This window comes from Robbsia betulipollinis (assembly GCF_026624755.1).
Lineage (GTDB): Bacteria > Pseudomonadota > Gammaproteobacteria > Burkholderiales > Burkholderiaceae > Robbsia > Robbsia betulipollinis.
On the sequence record NZ_JAPMXC010000006.1, the window covers coordinates 36,984 to 55,090 of the forward strand.

Genomic DNA, 18,107 nt, shown 5'->3' on the forward strand with positions numbered 1-18,107 from the left:
CCTGGTGCGCTCAGGGCGCGGAATGATCGGGAGAGAGGGCGGCGTCCACATCCGAAAGCCGGATCCAGCCGTTGGCATCGCCCGGCATCTCGCCGCGCGACAGCGCGCGAACGATCGCCGGCAGGGCGCGCATGTCGTCGAAGACTTGCTGGGCGCCGGCCTGCCGCAGCCGGGCGATATGCCCGGCGAGGCGCGCCGCGCCCGCGGGGCCGGCGGTGATATGCGTGCCGCCGGCGAAACCCAGCACCCGCAACCCCGCGCGCGCGGCGGCGGTGACACCGGCGACGCTGTCCTCCACCGCCAGGCAGGCGCCGGGCGGCGCGCCGAAGCCCGCGCACGCCGCCAGGTAGACGCCGGGGGCCGGTTTCGCCGCGCCCACGACGTCGGCGGTGTAGATCCGCTCGCCCACCAGCTGGCCGATGCCGCAGCGCGCCACCGCTTCGCGTACGCGCGGCAGGCTGCTGTTGCTGGCGACCGCCACCGGCTGCGTGAGGGCGCCGAGCGCTGCCGCGATGCCCGGCACCGCGGTCTGATGATGCCGCACCGCGTCTTCGACGCTCTCGCGCAGTGTCGCGATGTCCACCGCCGAAAGCGTGTCGCCGGTCTCCGCCGCCACCTCCGCGATCAGGGTTTCGATGGTCAGGCCGAGCCGGTCCTGCACGGCCTCGGCGAGTGCGGGGTGATGCAGCCGGGCGCGCAGCGCATCGACCAGGGCCGCATAGGCGACCGCTTCGCTATCGACCAGCACACCGTCGCAGTCGCACACCACATGCGTGATCGGCCCGGGGCCGGTGGCCGTGGCGGTCGGCATCATTTGACCGCTCCGAACGTGAGGCCGCGCACCAGCTGTTTCTGCGATACCCAGCCGAGGATCAGCACCGGCGCGACCGCGAGCACCGACGCCGCCGACAGCTTCGCCCAGAACAGGCCCTCGGGGCTCGAGAACGAAGCGATGAACACCGTCAGCGGGGCTGCGTGCGAACTCGACAGATTGATGCTCCAGAACGCCTCGTTCCACGACAGGATCACCAGCAGCAAGGCGGTCGACGCGATGCCGGGCAGCGCCATCGGCAGCACCAGATAGACGATCTCGGTCCAGACCGTCGCGCCGTCGACGCGCGCCGCCTCGAGGATCTCGCGCGGAATTTCGCAGAAATACGTGTAGGCCATCCACACGGCGATCGGCAGGTTGATCAGCGTGTAGATGATCACCAGGCCGGTCACGGTATCGAGCAGGCCGGAAGACTTCCACAAGAGATAGATGGGCACCAGCACGCCCACCGACGGCATCATCTTCGTCGACAGCATCCACAGCAGCGTGGACTGCGTGCGTTTCGTCGGGAAGAAGGCCATCGCGTAGGCGGCCGGCACGGCGATCAGCAGGGACAGCACCGTCGAGCCCAGCGCGATCGCCACCGAATTCCACGCAAAGCCGAAATAGTTGCTGCCCAGCAGCACATCGCGAAAGCTTTGCAGCGTGGGCGTGAAAACGAAGGCGGTCGAGTACGCCTGCTGCTCGGACTTGATCGAGGTCAGCGCCATCCAGAAGATCGGAAAGAACAGCCCCAGCGCGATCAGCCAGGCGACCACGCCGGCCAGCGCGCGCAGCGGCCAGCCGCGCCGCCAGCCCTTGCGCACGGCGGGGCGGGGCGTGGCGCGCGTGCCGTCGCCGGCGCTGTCGGGGCGCGCAGCCGGCGCGATGGGCGCCACTGCCGCGTGCGGCGCCGCGGAAAGAGGATTCGGCGTGGTCATGAGGCGTGGTCTCCCTTCAGGTTCTTCGCCAGCATGCGCACCAGGAAGAACGAGACGACGTTCGCCAGCACCACCGCGAGAATGCCGCCCGCCGACGCGAGGCCGACGTCGAACTGCTGCAGGCCGAGCGAGAAGATGAGATAGGACAGGTTGGTGGTCGCGGTGCCGGGGCCGCCGCTCGTGGTCGTATAGATCTCGGCGAAGATCGACAGCAGGAAGATGGTCTCGATCATCACCACCACCGCGATCGCGCGCCGCAGGTGCGGCAGCGTGATGTGAAAGAACATGGCGAACGGGCCCACGCCGTCCAGATGTGCCGCTTCCTTTTGTTCCTGGTCCAGCGACTGGATCGCGGTGAACAGGATCAGAAAGGCGAACGGCAGCCATTGCCAGGCAACGATCATGATCACCCCGGCCATCGGCGCGGTCGCGAACCAGTCGATGGGCTGCAGACCCAGCCAGAGGAAGACCTTCGCCAGCACGCCGTAGACGGGATGCAGGATCATGTTCTTCCAGATCAGCGCGGCCACGGTCGGCATCACGAAAAACGGCGAGATCACCAGCAGCCGCGCGATGCCCTGACCCAGGAACTCCCGATCGAACAGGACCGCGAGAAGAATGCCGCCAACGACGGTGATCGCCAGCACCGAACCGATCAACACCAGCGTATTGATGATCGACGGCAGGAAGGCGGGATCGGTCGCCAGGAAAGTGTAGTTCGAGATGCCCGCGAAACCCTTGGTATCCGGGTTCAACAGGTTGTAGTGGATCAGCGAGAACCAGATGGTCATCGCCAGCGGCACCGCCATCCATACCAGCAGGAGGAGGATGGAAGGTTGCGCCAACCAGCGCGCCGGATGGCCGGCGCGTCGCCCGCCCCCCGGCGCAGGCGTACGCAGGGGCGTCGGTGGGGGCGCCGCTGGGGACGGAATTGCGCTCGGGGAGTGGGCCATGACTGTCTCCTTACTTCTGGTAGCCGCCCGCGCGTACCGCGCGGTCCGCCGTTGCCTGCGCCGCCGTGAGCGCCTGGTCGACCGTCAACTGGCCCGCCAGCGCGCCGGCGATGCTTTGTCCGACGACGGTGCCGAACGACTGGAATTCCGGAATGGCCACGAACTGGATGCCGGTGTAGGGGACCTTGTGCAGCGTCGCGTCGTTCGGATTGGCGGTTTCGATCGCCTGCAGGACGAATTTCGAGAACGGGGCGGCCTTCTGGTAGTCGGCGCTGGCGTACGTCGACTGACGCGTGCCGGCCGGTGCCGAGGCCCAGCCCTCATCCTTCGCCACCAGTTGCACATACTCCTTCGACGTCGCCCAGGTCACGAATTTCTTCGCGGCGTCCTGTGACTTGGAGCTTTTCGGAATGGCGAGCGACCACATCCACAACCAGTGGCTGCCCTTGGGCGTGACCGCCACCGGCGCGTTGGCGAAGCCGATCTTGTCCGCCACCTGCGACTGGCCCTTGTTGTACAGCAGGCCGGCGGCCACCGTGGCATCGATCCACATCGCGCACTTGCCCGAGGACATGAGCGTCAGGTTCTCGTTGAAGCCATTCGAGCTCGCGCCCGGGGGGCCGTATTTTTTCAGGATGTCGACATAGTAGGTCAGCGCCTTCTTCCACTCGGGCGTGTTGAGCGTCGCATGCCACTTCTCGTCGAACCACTGGCCGCCGTTCGTGTTCACCAGCGTCGAGAAGTAGGCCATGTTCTCGCCCCAGCCGGCCTTGCCGCGCAGGCAGATGCCGTACACGCCATGCGCGCGGTCGTCGACCTTCGCGGCGAAATCGGCGATCTGCGCGTAGGTGGGCGCATCCGGCATCGTCAGGCCCTTCGCGGCGAACAGGTCCTTGCGATAGAAGGTCATCGAGCTTTCGACGTAGAACGGCAGCGCGTACAGCTGACCCTGATAGGTCAGGCTTTCGCGTGCGGTCTTGACGATGTCGTCCACGTCGTAGGCCGCGCCCAGGTTCGTCAGGGGTGCAAGCCAGCCGCGCTTGGCCCACAGCGGCGTTTCATACGCGCCGATCGTCATCACGTCGAACTGGCCGCTGCCGGTGGTCACGTCGGTGGTCAGGCGCTGACGCAGCAGGTTCTCCTCGAGCGTCACCCAGTTCAGCTTGATGTCCGGGTTCGCTTTCTCGAATTGCGGCGCGAGCTTTTTCAGCTCGACCATGTCGGGGTTGTTGATCGTGCCGATCGTCACCGTGGTGGCTGCCGCCGCCGTGGGCGCGTAGAGCAGCGATGCCGACAGCGACAGAGCGGGGAGGATCGCCGCCGCCCCCAGCGGCAGCAACGCCCGCGCAACGGAGCGGGGCAGGGAACGGAAAGCACCAGAATTCCGCGATTGCGGGCGCCGCTTGATCATGACCTTGTCTCCTGATTGGACGATCCCAGCATATGGGCGGACATGAACCTGCCGCCGCCAGATGAATTTTTGATCGCTGGGTGGGCTAATGATCTATTTCGGGATGATGTCCTGTCAAGGGAGGCTTACCCGGAGAAGCGCGCCATGGTGGGTGATGTCCTACGGCCGACGTTCGAGCGAAAACACCGCGTTCAGCAGGATGGCGCCGAAGGTGGCGGTGCCGATGCCGCCGAGCGGAAAGCCCCACAGGTGGATCGTGAAATCGCCCGCGCCCAGGACCAGCGTCACCGCCGCGACGATCAGATTGCGGTTTCGGCTGAAATCCACCTGGTTCTGCATCCAGATGCGCGCCCCCGATACGGCGATCAACCCGAACACCACGATCGACACGCCGCCCAGCACGGGACCGGGGATCGTCTTGACCAGCGCGCCGAATTTCGGCGACAGCCCGAAGCCGATCGCGATCGCGGCCGCGGCGACGAAGACCAGCGTCGAATAGATCCGCGTCACGGCCATCACGCCGATGTTTTCGGCATAGGTGGTGACGCCGGTGCCGCCGACCGCGCCCGAGAGCATCGTCGCCAGGCCATCGCCGACGAAGGCGCGGCCCATGTAGCGGTCCAGGGGCCGACCCGCCATCGCGCCCACGGCCTTGATGTGGCCCAGGTTCTCGGCGATCAGGATGATCGCGACCGGCACGATCAGCAGGATGCCGTGGGTGGTGAAGCGCGGCGTGCTCAGGGGCGGCAGCCCGAACCAGGGCGCGGCGGCGAGGCCGGAGAAATCGACCGGCCTGCCCAGCCCCAGACCGTTGGTCAGGACGACATACAGCACGTAGGCGAGCAGCAGGCCCAGCAGGATCAGCAGGCGTTGCAGCGTGCCGCGCGCGAGGATCGCCACCGCGCCCACGCACAGCACCGTGAGGATTGCCATCGCGCTGTCGAATCCCGAGCCGGACACCGAGCGGATCGCCACCGGCGCGAGGTTCAGGCCGATCACCGCGACGATCGCCCCCGTGACCACGGGCGGCATCAGGGTCTCGATCCAGCGCGCGCCCGCGGCCATCACCAGCAGGCCGACGAGCGCGCACACGGCGCCGCAGGCGATGATCCCGCCCAGCGCCTCGCCGATGTCCGGATTGATGCCGTGCCCGGCATAGCCGGTGACCGCGATCACCACACCGATGAAACCGAAGCTCGATCCCAGATAGCTCGGCACGCGGCCGCCCACCACCAGGAAGAACAGCAGGGTGCCGATCCCCGACATCAGGATCGCGAGGTTCGGGTCGAACCCCATCAGCAGCGGCGCGAGCACCGTCGAGCCGAACATCGCCACCGTGTGCTGCGCGCCCATCAGCACCGTCTGGCCCAGGGGCAGGCGTTCATCGGGGGCGACGATCTGCCCCGGGCTCGAGGTCTGCGTCGGCCGCCATTGCGGAAACCAGGAATTCGCCATGTAATTTTCTCAAGACAGGAAAGAGGCGGCTTGCCGCGGTCGGGCAAGCCGTGCGTGACGATGCTAAAGGCACCACAAATAAAACGGCGATGCGTGCCGCAATAGGGAGGATATCGGTGCCCCTATCCGGCGGTCCCGCATCCGGCAGTCCCACATCTGGTAGTCCTATTGGGCCGCAGGCCTCAGAATACGCATTCGATCCCCCGTTTCGCGAGCCGCCATGCTTCTGGTCCGATTTTCCCGTGCGTCGAGTCTCTCGCCGCTTCCTTCCCATCGCGCGGGAGCCTGCGCATGACGGCCGCACCGCGTATTGAATGGCGGGAAGGCGATGCGCCGCGCGCCGCGCGCTGGCGTTCGGAAGCCGGCCTGCCGCCGCCCAAACGGGTCGTGGTCATCGACGACACGATGTCGGCGGACGATGCCTATCATCTGGCGTGCGAAGGCACGGCGCTGCTGTGGCGCGGGGACTTCCAGAACGCGCGGCAGATGCTCCAGGCGATGGCGCGGCGCGTCGAGCAGAAGCCGCGCCGTGCCCGCCAGCGGGCGGCCGATGCCGCGAAAACGACCGCGGCCGCGGCCGCGCCCGGCGACGCCTTTCACCGGCACCGCCTGATGCAGTCGCAACGGGCGCGCACGCTCGCCGCGCTGCTCCTGCCGCTCGAGGCCGACTACACGATTCCCTTGCGCCGCGCGCCGGACGTGCGCGCCGCCTGCGTGGAAGCCTATGGCCCGGCGAGCGCCGAGGCGTCGGCGTCCGTGGTGTCGCTGCGGGAAATCCTCGGTCTGGTGGGCGCGCACGAGTGGCGCAAGAAAGGCGTCGAGGTGCCCGCGGCCGGCGGACGCATTCATCCGCACTACGGCGTGTTCTCGCCGGTACGCGGGGAATACGTCGATCTGGTGGCGCGTGCGCCGCTGCCGGCGACCACCCTGGCGTTCGATATCGGCACCGGTACCGGGGTGCTCGCGGCGGTGCTGGCGCGGCGCGGCGTCGCGCGCATCGTCGCGACCGATACCGACGCGCGCGCGCGCGCCTGCGCCATCGAGAACCTGACGCGCCTGGGCGTCGCCGGTCAGGTCGAGGTGATCGCCGCCGACCTCTTTCCCGAAGGCCGGGCGCCATTGATCGTCTGCAACCCGCCATGGGTGCCGGCGCGGCCCAGTTCGCCGCTCGAGGCGGCGGTGTTCGACCCGGACAGCCGCATGCTGCTCGGCTTCCTGCGCGGGCTGGCCGCGCATCTCGCGCCAGGCGGCGAGGGCTGGCTGATCCTCTCGGATTTTGCCGAGCACCTGGGGCTGCGGCCGCGTGCCGATCTCGACGCGGCGATCGCCGCCGCGGGCCTGACGGTGATCGATCGCATCGACGTCAAACCGGTTCACCCGCGCGCGTCGGATCGCACGGACCCGTTGCATCAGGCCCGCTCCGCCGAACTGACCTCGCTCTGGCGGCTGGGTGCGGGCGTGCGGTTCGCGAGATAGGCCCGCGCGCCGTCGCCGGCGACCTGCCCGCTTGCGAAGCAGGCGCTGAGCAGATAGCCGCCGGTCGGTGCCTCCCAGTCCAGCATCTCGCCCGCGCAGAACAGGCCGGGATGGTCGACGACCATCAGCGCCGCGTCCAGGGCCTCGAAGGCGACGCCGCCCGCGCTGCTGATCGCCTCGGCGATCGGCCGGGGCCGGTGCAGCGTCACCGGCAGCGCCTTGATCGCCGCGGCCAATCGATGCGGGTCGAGCAACGTGTCCTTCGACAGGCATTCATGCAACAGCGCGGTCTTCACGCCCGTCAGCCCCAATGTGCTCTGTAGATGACTGCCGAGCGAACGCTTGCCGCGCGGGCGGGCGAGCGCCTCGCGTACCCGTTCGGGCGTATGGTTCGGCAGCAGATCGAGCTGGATCACCGCGCGGCCGTCGCGCTCGATGCGATCGCGGATCGCGGCGGAGAACGCATAGATCAGGCCGCCTTCCAGTCCGGTCGCGCTGACCATGCATTCGCCTCGACGGAAGCGCGCTTCGGTCCCGGCCTGTTCGATGTCGGAGGGTTCCTGCCCTTCTGCCATCGCCAACGCCACGGTTTTCAACGGCTGGCCGGCGAAACGGGTCGCGAAAAAGGGCGTCCAGTCCGCCTCGAAGCCGCCGTTCGCCGGACGGAAATCGGCGATCGGCAGTCCCGCGTCCCGCAGCGCCGGCACCCAGGCCGCATCGCTGCCCAGGCGGGGCCAGCTGGCCCCGCCCAGCGCCAGCACGAGCGCGTCGACGGTCTGCGTGCGTTCACCGTCGGGCGTCATGAAGCGTAGCGTGCGGCGGGGTGGCGAGGCCGCCGGCCCTGAATCGACATCGCCGTCGCCCGCCGGCGACGGCAGCCAGCGATGCCGCATATGCAGGGTCACGCCCTGGCCGCGCAGCCGTTGCAGCCATGCACGCAAGAGCGGCGCCGCCTTCATGTCCGCCGGAAAGACGCGCCCGGAACTGCCGACGAAGGTCTCGATTCCCAACGCGTGGACCCATGCGCGCAGCGCCGCGGGCGGGAAGGCGTCGAGCAGCGGCGCGATCCGTTCGCGACGGATGCCATAGCGCGCCGTGAAGGCCGGCGGCGGTTCCGAGTGCGTAAGGTTCATGCCGCCCTTGCCGGCCATCAAAAACTTGCGTCCCGCCGACGGCATCGCGTCGTAGACGCTGACGCGCACGCCCGTACCCGCCAGCCGCTCCGCGGCCATGAGTCCGGCAGGCCCGGCACCGATCACGGCCACGTGCGGTGGCGCCGTCTCAGCTTCGTTGGCCATGCAGGGCGACGGCTCCGGCAGGAGAGAGGGCGCGTGGGGCGCAGCGGCGGCGGAGGGCGGAAAGGGCACGGAAAGCGTTCGGTTGGCGGGCGGCATGCGCATTCTTGCACCCGGCGCGCCGAGCCGCAATCGGCGATGCGACGTCATTGCGACATCGTGGTGACGTCTTCATGACGGCGAATACCCATAAACCCGTCAGGGATTAGGGAAAAGGCCGGATGCAGGCAAAGCGTCTATGATCAAGGGAAGTTGTTTCCATCCCCCTTACGAAAGAGAGGTTTTCATGGCCTATACCCTGCCGCCGCTGCCTTATGCCTATGACGCGCTCGAGCCGCATATCGACGCGCAAACGATGGAAGTCCACTACACCAAGCATCACCAGACCTATGTCAACGGTCTGAATGCCGCGGTCGAAGGCACCGATCTGGGCGAGCAGCCGGTCGAGGAACTGGTTCGCAAGCTCGAGACGTTGCCCGAGAAGGTGCGTCCGGCCGTGCGTAACCATGGTGGCGGACATGCGAACCACTCGCTGTTCTGGCAGGTTCTGTCGAAGGACGGCGGCGGCGCGCCCAAGGGCGCGGTTGCCCAGGCGATCGACAATGAACTGGGTGGTTTCGAAGCCTTCAAGGACCATTTCACGCGCGCCGCGCTGACCCGGTTCGGCAGCGGCTGGGCCTGGCTGAGCGTCACGCCCGAGAAGAAGCTGGTGGTGGAAAGCAGTGCGAACCAGGATTCGCCGCTGTCGCACGGCAACACGCCGATCCTCGGCCTGGACGTCTGGGAGCACGCGTATTACCTGAAGTACCAGAGCCGCCGCCCGGAATACATTGCCGCGTTCTACAACGTCGTCAATTGGGACGAAGTCGAGCGCCGCTATCAGGCCGCGATTGCCTGATCCAGCGCATTTGGCGGAACGGGCCTGACGACAGGCCTGAACGAGCGGACCCGGCCAAACGGGCCGAATCGAACGGGCCGGTTTCAGCGCATGCTGGCGTCGGGGTCGGTTTCGCCGCCGAAGCACTGCTCGGGCCACACGTCGATCCCTTCCGGATCGATCGTCACCGGGTATGGGGCGCCTGTCTTACGCGCCGGCGCCTCGCCTTCTGTCCCCTGCGCGCACCGGTCGCGCAACAGGACGCGGGCGCCTCCCAGGCGAAGCGCCAGATAAGGCCGTCCATCCTGTAAGACCGTTCCCTCGACCGTTGCCGCCAGACCGTCGGCACCCGCCGGGTGAACCCGTTCCGCGTCCACGCGCCACATCCAGCGGCTTCCCTGCGCGAGTTGGCGGCGCGCCTGCGCGCCGACGTCCAGCCGTATCCCTGCGCCGATATCCAGCCATCCCGCCGCATCCGCCACCCCGACGCCGATTGCCGACAGTCCCAGCAGCTGCGCGACCGTCAAGCTGGCGGGGCGCGCGAAAACCGCTTCTGTCGGCCCCGCCTGCAGGACCTGACCGCGGTCGATCACCAGCAACTCGTCGGCGAGCAGTGCCGCCTCGTCCGGGTCGTGCGTGACCAGGATGGTGGTCGCGGAGATCTGTTTTTGCAGTTCGCGCAGGCTCTCGCGCAATTGGCGTCGGCGCGGCGTGTCGAGCGCCGAGAAGGGTTCGTCCAGCAGGATCAGCCGGGCGGGGCGCGCCAGCGCGCGGACGATCGCGACACGCTGACGCTGGCCCAGCGACAGCGCCGCCGGCAGCCGGTGCTCGAGGCCGGCCAGCCCGAGATGATCGCCCCACGAGCGGGCGTCTTCGCGCTGCGCGTCGCGGGCGAACACCCATTGCTCCCATACCGTCAGATGCGGAAACAGCCCGTAGTCCTGCGGTACATAGGCGATATGCCGCGTTTCGGCGTCACGCTGCGCGTAGGACTCGCCATCCAGCGCGAAACGGGCGGTATCGGCCGCGTCCAGGCCGGCGAGCAAGCGCAGCAGCATCGATTTGCCCGAACCCGATGCGCCCAGGATGGCAAGGCGGCGCGCCTGCGGTGCCCAGGCGATGTCGAGTCTGAAGCCCCCCAACTGCTTGCCGAAAGCGAACTGCACCAACGCATGGCGCGGTGGCGGCGATGGCGGATCGCGCAAGAGAGCGGGAGCAGGACAGAGGGGGAAGAGGGGCAACGCCGGCCCGCCCGGCGAGGTTGCCGGCAGGAGACCGCGTTCAGCGCGCGCTGCGGCAACCGCGTGCCGTGCAGGGCCATCCGATTTCCCGCCGCCCATCGGTTCGCGGGTCGCGCGCCACGGCGACAGACGCGCCGACCATGCCGCCAGCAAAGCGGCGACCAGCGCCACGGCCAGCGTCGGCAGCACGATCGGCATCATCACCGGCAGGCCCTGGCTGCCGAACGCGACATAGGTGTACACCGGCAGCGAATACGGATGGTAGGCCACCATCACCGTCGCGCCGAACTCCCCGAACGCGCGCAACCAGGACAGCAGCAGTCCGGCGCGGATCGCCGGCCACGCCAGCGGCAACGCGACGCGGAAGAAGCGCGCATGGGCGCGATGTCCAAGCGTGGCGGCCACGTCTTCCAGCAGCGGGTCGACGCTCGCGAAGGCCGAACGCGCGGCCACGATCAGGAACGGCGCGGCCACGAACACGCCGGCGAGCAGGATGCCGATGAAGGAATCGGTGAGCGCGCCGTTCGTCAGGCGCCCGGCGGCGCTGTAGGGGCCGAACAGGAACAAAAGCAGGATGCCGCTGGTCAGCGGCGGCAGGGCCAGCGGCAACTGCACGAGAAACCCGATGACCGACGCCGCACGCGACGAACGGCGTGTCAGCCAATAGCCAAGCGGAATGCCGCCGAGGGCGATGAGCAGGGCGGCCAGCGTCGCGCTTGCGGCGGACACGCCTGCGGCGCTGCCGAGCGTGCGCCAGTCCACCGCGCCCCAGTCCGAGGCCGCGATGCGCGGCAGACTCGCCAGCAGGGGCGCGCAGAGATAGATCGCGAGCAGTCCGCCCAGCCAGGCGAGCGGCGTGGCTGGGCGGCGCCGCATCTATCGGCTGGCGTCGAAGCGCGCGCGCAGGCTGGCGGGCACGGCGGTGGCGTCGCCCGATAGCTTCGGCGTGACGATGTCGATGCCATGTTCCTTGAGCAATGCCTGCCCCTGCGCGCCCAGCAGGAAGTCCACGAAACGCGCGGCGCCGTCCGCGTCCGGGGCTTGCTGAAGGACCGTCAGCGTGTACTGCGCCTTTTCCTTCAATTCATCGGGCAGCGCGATCGCCGGAATCTTCAGATCCGAGGTCTCCGTGGAATAGAAGAAGCCCGCATCCAGCTGACCGGATTGCAGACGTCCGACCAATGCTTCCTCGGGCAGCACCTGCTGCGGGTTCTCGGCCGACCCCAGCGTGCGTTCCAGCAGATCCGGCTGCTTGTAGACGATGGCGGCGTGTTCGAGCAGGCTCACCGTGAAATGGCCTTTCGGATCGAGCTTCGGATCGGTGCGGCCGATGCGGATGCCCGGTGCCTGCAGCGCGATGTCCCAGCGGCGCGTCCTCAGATCGTTCGCGAAACGGCTCGCCGGGTTGTAGCCGATGACGAGCGGCGACTCGCCGAACGTCGCGTACCACCGGACCCAATCGCCATTGGCGCTGCCGCTCAGACCGTCATTGACCTTCGGGCTGGCGCTGATGAAGACATCGCCGCGCCGCAGTCCACCTTTGATCTCGTTGGCGATCTTGTTCGAACCTGCGCCATAGCCCTGGAACGACAGACCGGTCGCCTTTTCGAAGGCCGGGCCGATGCTGCGTTCCATCACATTGACGAGGGAGCCGGCGTACAGCACGCGGACCACCTTGTCCTGCGCCATCGCGGGCTTCATCATGCCGACACTCGCGCACGCCACAAGGGCGGCGAGGCCGGAAAGGCACCAACTACGTCGGGACGGTTTGACCACGTCGAACTCCTGGGATCGTTATATCGCGTGTTATACAGCGAGTCGAAGTGTAGCGGGATTTACCGCGCTTGGGCGCTGCGCGCGACAGGCGCGGGGACGCGTTTCGACGCCGCAGCGCAGACCGCTGGCGGCGCTTCGCTCCAGGCGTTTTCTGGTTTTCACGTTTTTTTCGAAAACCGCTTGCACGGATGGCGGAACGGATCTAATATTCGCCTCCCCGCTGCAGAAACAGGCCAGCGAGTGCCGCGAAAGCGGCGCGGCGCAGGCGGTGAAAGCGAGGCGGGACGGGGGTTTGGCAACGGTGGAGCGGGTGTTTGACGCTTGACCGGCAGGACGCCGAACCCGCCGGGTCGAACAGGATGTTGCAGCGAAAGCCGAAACAAAATGCTTGACGAAATTGCAGAAGCGGTACATAATCTCGCTTCTCTGCTGCACGGTACTTAACCGGCAGCAAGCAGTAGGNGATGACCTGTCATGTCGAATTGGCCCGGCAATTGAACTTGGATATCTGGTTCGCTGATCCGTACGCGCCATGGCAACGCGGCAGCAATGAAAACACGAATGGTCTGCTACGTCAGTTCTTGCCCAAAGGGATCGACCTGTCGGGAGTGAGCCAGATGCAACTCAACGACATTGCCAGATTGCTCAATGGCCGTCCTCGTCAGACACTGGGCTGGAAAACCCCGGAAGAAGTCATGGCAATGGAGTTGGCCGCCGAAGGATTCGCTAACCGTTGCACTTGACTGTTGAGACCGCCCAGTATTACATCAAGGGCAAGGGTCGCATGACGGTGTTCAACACGGGCCCGCAGGCGCAGACGGCGGATTTCAATCCGGGCGACATCGGCTACGTGAAGAAGGGCCTGGGCCATTACGTGCAGAACGTGGGCACCGACGATCTGGTGTTCCTGGAACTGTTCAAGGCGGAACGCTTCGAGGAGGTGTCCCTGTCGGAGTGGTTGGCCAATTCGCCGCCGCAGATGGTCATGGAACTCCTGAACCTGGACGCAGAGACGGTGTCGAAGTTCAAAAAGGTTCGTCAGGACATCCTTCCGGCGAATCCGGCGGCGTAAGCGCCTGGATTCAGCACCGGATGCAAAAAAGCCCGCTTCGGCGGGCTTTTTTTCGTGCATCGTTCTTCGGCGGCGGGAGTGGACCGGGACACGCGTCGATTTTGTTCGCTTGCTGAAAGTACTGTATGATTATACAGTCAATCGCCGGCCAAGCCCGAAGCGTCGGGTCGCCGGCTCTCGCCAATGGCCGATGGATGGTGGCAGGTCTTTCACATCGAACGGAGATGTCGCATGCAAACGCTGACCGTGGATCCCGAACGCATCCAGGCCATCATTCAATCCGCACTGCGGGCGGCGGCGACGGCACCGACGATTTTCGACGCGCTCGACGTCACGGGCGCCGCCTTGCGCTCGATCCAGGAATTGTCCTACCAGACGACCGGTGACGACGCGGAGCGCGGGAACGCCATGGCGTTCTCGATCGCATCGGCGATCTAGTCCCGGGAAAGACCGAGAATCGGCGATGCGTGCGGCCTAGACGGCGTCGACCAGGTGGGCGATATGCTCGACATCGACGACCGTGCCGAACGGCGACGTCGTGCCCTGCCCCCACGCCTGGACATGCGCGCCCGGGGCAAGATAATCATGCAACGCGAGAGCCGCATGCGGGGCCATGCGCAGTGACGTGCCGTCTTCCAGCAAGGCCCCGCGCACGTCGCCCCTGGGTCCATACAGCTGGCGCACCACCGCGCCTTGCACGTCCATGGGCTTGCCCGCGCGTCGGGTCGCGGGCTCGGAGCGCGGCGGCCCATCGTCGACGATGGCCTCATCGCGTGTCGGGATCAGAGCGACCGCGGCGATCAGGTCGATGCCGCGTGGCCGCACGCCGCGCACGCCGATACGGTCGCCGATGCCGATGTGCCGGGCGACCCGTTCCGACAAATGCGGCGGGAAATGGACCTGCAGGGCATCGTCGAGCAGAAGGCCGTCGAGTTCGCCATGCGGATTCATCAGAAACCGCGTGACGATGCCGCGCGTTTCCGGAAGATGGGAGGGATCGATCCAGTGCATGAGGACTCCAAACCGGGGTTATTGGGGGACGGCGTCGTAGAGCGGCGTCACATGGCCGGGGGTACCGAAAGCGGTTGCTTGCAGTGATTCGCCGTAGCGATTGCGCGTGCCATAGCCTTTCGCCGCGACGCGGGCGCCGGGACGCAGCAGGTTTGCGAATCGCGCCGCGGCCGACGGCGTGAGCTTGACGATCGTGCCGTCGGACAGCAGCACGCCGTCCGGTTCTCCAAGCGGCGCGCTCGTCACGTGCGTCACGCTGCCGCTCGCCTCGAGTTCGACGAGGCGTGCGCCGCGCTGCGGCTCGCGTGGCGGCGATGCGCCCGGCGGTACGTCAGCCATGGTGCTTCCGGTTTTGGCGATCGTGATCCGCTCGGCGCGCACGGTGCCGTTGTCGAAGCGACGACCGACGACGCTCACGCGGTCGCCCGGCGCGGCCGTGGACGTCAATTGCGCGCCGAGCGGTGGCGCGAACACGACGATCGCGTCGTTGGCGAGCAGCAGGCCGTCGACATCGCCCGCGGGGTTGATGAGATAGCGCTCGATCGCGCCGGCGGTGGTGGCGGAAGCGTCGTTCGGCGCGGGCGACGTGGGCGGCGGCGGCGCGGCGGACCCCGCTCCTGGCCGCGGTGGCGGAACGGCGGACGCCGTGTGCGGTGGCGGCGGAGGAAAGGCCGCTTCCGGTCGCGGCGGCGGGGGCATGTCGGGCGGTTCCTGGGCGATGGCGGTCATCGACACGAGCAGCGCGCCGAGCGTTGTGGCGAGTTTGATTGGTCGCATGGTGGTGGTTCCTGTTCGACGGTAATGTCGTGACCTGCCAATGCAAATCGGGTGCCATGCGCCGCGCGCACGGCGCGCCGGAAGGGTTGGGTTCGGCGAGGCACGTCGGCATGTCCAGTACCTGGACGGATGCTGTCTATGATTCCGACACCCTGCCCACACCGTAGGCGGCCAGCTTGGTGTACAGCGCCTGCCGGCTGATGCCCAGCCTGCGCGCTGCCTCGGCGCGGTTGCCCGCGCTTTCGGCGAGCGCGGCATGGAGCGCGGCGCGTTCGAGCCGTTCGATCGCTTCGGGCAGGGTCAGCGCGAGCAGGGCCGCCGGAATGCCGGCGCCCGTGTGCGCGGGCGGCGCATGGTGCAGGAACGCAAGGTCGTCACGCGTGACTTGCGGCCCGCGCGCGAGCACCGCCACGCGTTCCATCGCATTGCGCAGCTCGCGCACGTTGCCCGGCCATGCGTGGCCGCGCAGCCGCGCCTCGGCCGTCGCGCCCAATACCCGCAGCGGTCCGCCGCTCGCCGCGGTGACGGCGAGAAAATGCGCGGCGAGGGGGACGATGTCGTCGGGGCGCTCGCGCAGCGCCGGCAACGCGATCGGGATGACGTTGAGCCGGTAGAACAGATCTTCGCGAAACGTTTGCGCGGCGACGTCCCGCGCGATGTCCCGGTGCGTGGCGGCCACGATGCGTACGTCGAACGCCACGGTGCGCTCACTGCCCACTGGCGTGATCACGCGCTCCTGGAGCGCGCGCAGGAGTTTCGCCTGCATGGCCAGGGGCAGATCGCCGACCTCGTCGAGGAAGAGCGTGCCCCCATGGGCCTGGACGAACCGTCCGGGCCGGTCCGCCACGGCGCCGGTGAATGCCCCCCGGACATGCCCGAAAAGTTCGCTCTCGAGCAGGTCCTCGGGAATCGCCGCGCAGTTGATCGCGACGAACGCGCCACCCTTGCGGGCGGAGGCGTTGTGCAGCACGCGCGCGGCCACCTCCTTGCCGGTGCCGGTTTCGCCGGTGAAGAACACGGTGGCGTTGCTCATGGCGGCGCGGCCTATCTGCTTTTGGACCTCGCGCAACGCCTCGCTTCGCCCCAATAGCCGGGGCGCATCGCCCATGTCGAAGTCGGTCAGGTCGGGAAGCGCCGGTTCGGGTCCCGCCGACGCATCGATCTTCGTCAGCAACTGCGCGATCGCCTCGCGCCCGACGGGCTTGGTCAGGTGCTCGAACGCGCCAAGCCGCATCGCATGAATGGTGTTGTCGCTGGTGGCGAATCCGGTCAGCATCACGACCGCGACGCCGGCCCGCGCCGGCATCGCGCGCAGGCGTTCGAGCACCGCGAGCCCATCGATGTCGGGCAGACGGAAATCGAGGAACACGCAGTCGATGATGCCGTCGCGCGCCAGGCGCGCGAGCGCGTCGACACCGTCGACGCTTTGCAAAACCGCGTGACCGAGGTCCATGAGGGTTTCGGCGAGGCTTTCCCGAAAAGCGTCGTCGTCGTCGACGATCAGGATGACTGACATGGCACCTCGATGACGAAACGCGCGCCGCGCTCGCTCGGCGCGATGAACGCGCGGCCGCCGTGCGCGATCGCGATCTCGCGTACCACCGCGAGTCCCAGCCCGGTGCCCGCGGCATGGCCCGTCACGAATGGATCGAATACGGTCTTGTGCTCCGTCACCGCCACGCCGGGCCCCGTGTCCAGCACTTCGATGCGCAATGTCTCCCGGGACACCGTCGCGCACAATGTCACCTCGCCAAGCGCCGGCGTGTGCCGGAGCGCGTTGACGAGCAGATTATCCACGGCACGCGCGAGCTGCTCGGCGTCGATGCACACGCGCACCGTGTCCTCCCCTGCATAAACGCACGTGAGCGTCACCCGGGCGCGTTGCGCGCGCTCGCCGTGCAGCTCGACGCGCGCACGCAGCCACGCCGGGAGCGCGACCGGTTCGGCGCTGATGCGTATCGGGCGGGTCAAGGCGAGCAACGCGGCGAGTTGCGTCTCCACCCGGGCGATTTGCTCGAGAATCGCGGCAAGGGCGCGGTCCTTGCGGTCACGCTCGCCCACGAGCGCGTTCTCGGCTTTCAGCCGCATCGCGCCGATGGGGTTGCGGATTTCGTGCGCCACCTCGGCGGCGAGCCGCCCCAGGGCCGCGAATCGCTCCGCCGCCCCGAGGCGTTCCCGCAGGGCGAGGCTTTGCCGTTCGAGTGCGGCGGCTTGCTCTCCATACGCGTTGAACGCGAACACGATCCGGTCGAGGTCGGGCGTGCCGACCGCGCTCATCGGCGCGAAACGCGCGTCGCGCGTGGCGAGGGCCACCTCGATGCGGGCAAGACCGGCGCGCCATCGACGCAGGTGAACGCCCAGCCACACGGCGCTGGCGACAAGCAGCGCGAGCAACCCCGCCAGGCCCCCGAGCAGGATGAGACCGTTGGCGCCGAGCGGCGCGTGGGCGCGGGCGAGCGACCAGACGAACAATCCCGCATGGTGCGCGACCGGGCACGCGGCCACCACGATCGCATCGTTCTGCACCGCGACGGTCGCGCTGGTCGCACGGCCCGCCATGCTGGCCTTTTGCAGCGTGCGCAGGATGAGCGGCGTCTCGGCTTCGGGAATGTCCCGTTTGACGCCGCTGCCCGGATAGGTGGGAAACGCATAGACCTCGAACGTGCCGCGCGCCGTGGGATGAACGCCGTGTTCGAGGTCGATGCGCCAAAATCCGCCCTCCACCCCTTCCATGTGCGCGAGGACGATGTCGAGGATGGCATGCATGAGATCGCTGCTGGCGGGCTGCGACGGCTCGGCGGACGCGTCGTAACGGGACGCGACCGACTGACAGCCCGCGAGGCTCGATTGCCGCGCGAGATCGAGCTGGCGCGCGCCGTTCGCGTTGGCCATGAAGCCGAGGAGGCCGAGCAGGACCGCGCATAGGGCCGCCACCAGCACCCAGAAGATGGCGAGCTGGCCGGCAAACGAGAGACGCCGAGAGGGCATGACGGGGGGACCGAGAGGGAGGA

The 18,107-nt window shown here is 67.8% G+C and carries 16 protein-coding genes and 1 pseudogene; 5 read left to right on the top strand and 12 right to left on the bottom strand.

All coding sequences use genetic code 11. The features are described 5' to 3' along the window. Positions 1 to 10 precede the first annotated feature (10 nt). The 5 genes from OVY01_RS16230 to OVY01_RS16250 form a co-directional block, all read right to left on the bottom strand. Positions 11 to 814, bottom strand: coding sequence for an HAD family hydrolase (locus tag OVY01_RS16230; RefSeq protein ID WP_267848615.1), 804 nt, complete (start codon positions 812 to 814; stop codon positions 11 to 13). Beyond that, positions 811 to 1,752 (bottom strand): carbohydrate ABC transporter permease, encoded by a 942-nt coding sequence (locus OVY01_RS16235; protein ID WP_267848616.1) that lies wholly within the window; start codon positions 1,750 to 1,752, stop codon positions 811 to 813. Before OVY01_RS16235 ends, OVY01_RS16230 begins: the two co-directional genes overlap by 4 nt. Then, on the bottom strand, positions 1,749 to 2,705 hold the full coding sequence (locus OVY01_RS16240) for a carbohydrate ABC transporter permease (protein ID WP_267848617.1): 957 nt from the start codon (positions 2,703 to 2,705) through the stop codon (positions 1,749 to 1,751). Before OVY01_RS16240 ends, OVY01_RS16235 begins: the two co-directional genes overlap by 4 nt. 10 nt (positions 2,706 to 2,715) lie before the next feature. Next, on the bottom strand, positions 2,716 to 4,116 hold the full coding sequence (locus OVY01_RS16245) for an ABC transporter substrate-binding protein (RefSeq protein ID WP_267848618.1): 1,401 nt from the start codon (positions 4,114 to 4,116) through the stop codon (positions 2,716 to 2,718). 159 nt (positions 4,117 to 4,275) lie between these two features. Continuing rightward, entirely contained in the window at positions 4,276 to 5,571 is a 1,296-nt protein-coding gene (locus OVY01_RS16250; protein WP_267848619.1) for a solute carrier family 23 protein, read from the bottom strand. Between the two features lie 291 nt (positions 5,572 to 5,862). Between OVY01_RS16250 and OVY01_RS16255 the strand changes: the two genes are divergently transcribed. Further along, positions 5,863 to 7,047, top strand: a complete 1,185-nt coding sequence (locus OVY01_RS16255; RefSeq protein ID WP_267848620.1) for a class I SAM-dependent methyltransferase — start codon at positions 5,863 to 5,865, stop codon at positions 7,045 to 7,047. Here OVY01_RS16255 and OVY01_RS16260 read toward each other — a convergent pair. Continuing rightward, positions 6,981 to 8,345 carry a TIGR03862 family flavoprotein gene (locus OVY01_RS16260; RefSeq protein ID WP_267848621.1) on the bottom strand — a complete coding sequence of 455 codons (1,365 nt, stop codon included), beginning with the start codon at positions 8,343 to 8,345 and terminating at the stop codon, positions 6,981 to 6,983. The two genes, OVY01_RS16255 and OVY01_RS16260, sit on opposite strands and share 67 nt — an antisense overlap. 283 nt (positions 8,346 to 8,628) lie before the next feature. Here OVY01_RS16260 and OVY01_RS16265 point away from each other — a divergent pair, with 283 nt between their 5' ends. Next, complete coding sequence (locus OVY01_RS16265) at positions 8,629 to 9,240, top strand: superoxide dismutase (RefSeq protein ID WP_267848622.1); 612 nt, start codon at positions 8,629 to 8,631, stop codon at positions 9,238 to 9,240. 83 nt (positions 9,241 to 9,323) lie between these two features. Here the strand turns inward: OVY01_RS16265 and OVY01_RS16270 are convergent, their stop codons facing one another. Continuing rightward, positions 9,324 to 11,336 carry an ABC transporter ATP-binding protein/permease gene (locus tag OVY01_RS16270; protein WP_267848623.1) on the bottom strand — a complete coding sequence of 671 codons (2,013 nt, stop codon included), beginning with the start codon at positions 11,334 to 11,336 and terminating at the stop codon, positions 9,324 to 9,326. After that, positions 11,337 to 12,164, bottom strand: coding sequence for an extracellular solute-binding protein (locus OVY01_RS16275; RefSeq protein WP_267848624.1), 828 nt, complete (start codon positions 12,162 to 12,164; stop codon positions 11,337 to 11,339). A gap of 536 nt (positions 12,165 to 12,700) precedes the next feature. Here OVY01_RS16275 and OVY01_RS16280 point away from each other — a divergent pair. From OVY01_RS16280 to OVY01_RS16290, 3 genes and pseudogenes are all read left to right on the top strand, one after another. Further along, positions 12,701 to 12,979: pseudogene (locus tag OVY01_RS16280) on the top strand (IS30 family transposase); the annotation flags it as partial. Next, positions 12,970 to 13,308 carry a cupin domain-containing protein gene (locus tag OVY01_RS16285; RefSeq protein ID WP_349293532.1) on the top strand — a complete coding sequence of 113 codons (339 nt, stop codon included), beginning with the start codon at positions 12,970 to 12,972 and terminating at the stop codon, positions 13,306 to 13,308. The pseudogene OVY01_RS16280 and the gene OVY01_RS16285, both read left to right, overlap by 10 nt. A 231-nt stretch (positions 13,309 to 13,539) precedes the next feature. Next, positions 13,540 to 13,746 carry a hypothetical protein gene (locus tag OVY01_RS16290; RefSeq protein ID WP_267848894.1) on the top strand — a complete coding sequence of 69 codons (207 nt, stop codon included), beginning with the start codon at positions 13,540 to 13,542 and terminating at the stop codon, positions 13,744 to 13,746. 36 nt (positions 13,747 to 13,782) lie between these two features. Here OVY01_RS16290 and OVY01_RS16295 read toward each other — a convergent pair whose 3' ends face one another. The 4 genes from OVY01_RS16295 to OVY01_RS16310 form a co-directional block, all read right to left on the bottom strand. After that, on the bottom strand, positions 13,783 to 14,319 hold the full coding sequence (locus OVY01_RS16295) for a hypothetical protein (protein WP_267848625.1): 537 nt from the start codon (positions 14,317 to 14,319) through the stop codon (positions 13,783 to 13,785). A gap of 18 nt (positions 14,320 to 14,337) precedes the next feature. Next, positions 14,338 to 15,096: a hypothetical protein gene (locus tag OVY01_RS16300; RefSeq protein ID WP_267848626.1), complete on the bottom strand. Its 759-nt coding sequence runs from the start codon at positions 15,094 to 15,096 to the stop codon at positions 14,338 to 14,340. Positions 15,097 to 15,232: 136 nt separating this feature from the next. Next, positions 15,233 to 16,612 carry a sigma-54-dependent transcriptional regulator gene (locus OVY01_RS16305; protein WP_267848627.1) on the bottom strand — a complete coding sequence of 460 codons (1,380 nt, stop codon included), beginning with the start codon at positions 16,610 to 16,612 and terminating at the stop codon, positions 15,233 to 15,235. Then, entirely contained in the window at positions 16,597 to 18,084 is a 1,488-nt protein-coding gene (locus OVY01_RS16310; RefSeq protein WP_267848628.1) for a sensor histidine kinase, read from the bottom strand. Before OVY01_RS16310 ends, OVY01_RS16305 begins: the two co-directional genes overlap by 16 nt. Positions 18,085 to 18,107 lie beyond the last annotated feature (23 nt).

What these genes read in the sequence shown, in the direction of transcription:
- OVY01_RS16270 (WP_267848623.1), bottom strand. Translation starts at nt 11,336, where the DNA reads ATGCGGCGCCGCCCAGCCACGCCGCTCGCCTGGCTGGGCGGACTGCTC.
- OVY01_RS16295 (WP_267848625.1), bottom strand. Translation starts at nt 14,319, where the DNA reads ATGCACTGGATCGATCCCTCCCATCTTCCGGAAACGCGCGGCATCGTC.
- OVY01_RS16310 (WP_267848628.1), bottom strand. Translation starts at nt 18,084, where the DNA reads ATGCCCTCTCGGCGTCTCTCGTTTGCCGGCCAGCTCGCCATCTTCTGG.
- OVY01_RS16300 (WP_267848626.1), bottom strand. Translation starts at nt 15,096, where the DNA reads ATGCGACCAATCAAACTCGCCACAACGCTCGGCGCGCTGCTCGTGTCG.
- OVY01_RS16235 (WP_267848616.1), bottom strand. Translation starts at nt 1,752, where the DNA reads ATGACCACGCCGAATCCTCTTTCCGCGGCGCCGCACGCGGCAGTGGCG.
- OVY01_RS16230 (WP_267848615.1), bottom strand. Translation starts at nt 814, where the DNA reads ATGATGCCGACCGCCACGGCCACCGGCCCCGGGCCGATCACGCATGTG.
- OVY01_RS16250 (WP_267848619.1), bottom strand. Translation starts at nt 5,571, where the DNA reads ATGGCGAATTCCTGGTTTCCGCAATGGCGGCCGACGCAGACCTCGAGC.
- OVY01_RS16265 (WP_267848622.1), top strand. Translation starts at nt 8,629, where the DNA reads ATGGCCTATACCCTGCCGCCGCTGCCTTATGCCTATGACGCGCTCGAG.
- OVY01_RS16240 (WP_267848617.1), bottom strand. Translation starts at nt 2,705, where the DNA reads ATGGCCCACTCCCCGAGCGCAATTCCGTCCCCAGCGGCGCCCCCACCG.
- OVY01_RS16290 (WP_267848894.1), top strand. Translation starts at nt 13,540, where the DNA reads ATGCAAACGCTGACCGTGGATCCCGAACGCATCCAGGCCATCATTCAA.
- OVY01_RS16275 (WP_267848624.1), bottom strand. Translation starts at nt 12,164, where the DNA reads ATGATGAAGCCCGCGATGGCGCAGGACAAGGTGGTCCGCGTGCTGTAC.
- OVY01_RS16255 (WP_267848620.1), top strand. Translation starts at nt 5,863, where the DNA reads ATGACGGCCGCACCGCGTATTGAATGGCGGGAAGGCGATGCGCCGCGC.
- OVY01_RS16305 (WP_267848627.1), bottom strand. Translation starts at nt 16,612, where the DNA reads ATGTCAGTCATCCTGATCGTCGACGACGACGACGCTTTTCGGGAAAGC.
- OVY01_RS16260 (WP_267848621.1), bottom strand. Translation starts at nt 8,345, where the DNA reads ATGGCCAACGAAGCTGAGACGGCGCCACCGCACGTGGCCGTGATCGGT.
- OVY01_RS16245 (WP_267848618.1), bottom strand. Translation starts at nt 4,116, where the DNA reads ATGATCAAGCGGCGCCCGCAATCGCGGAATTCTGGTGCTTTCCGTTCC.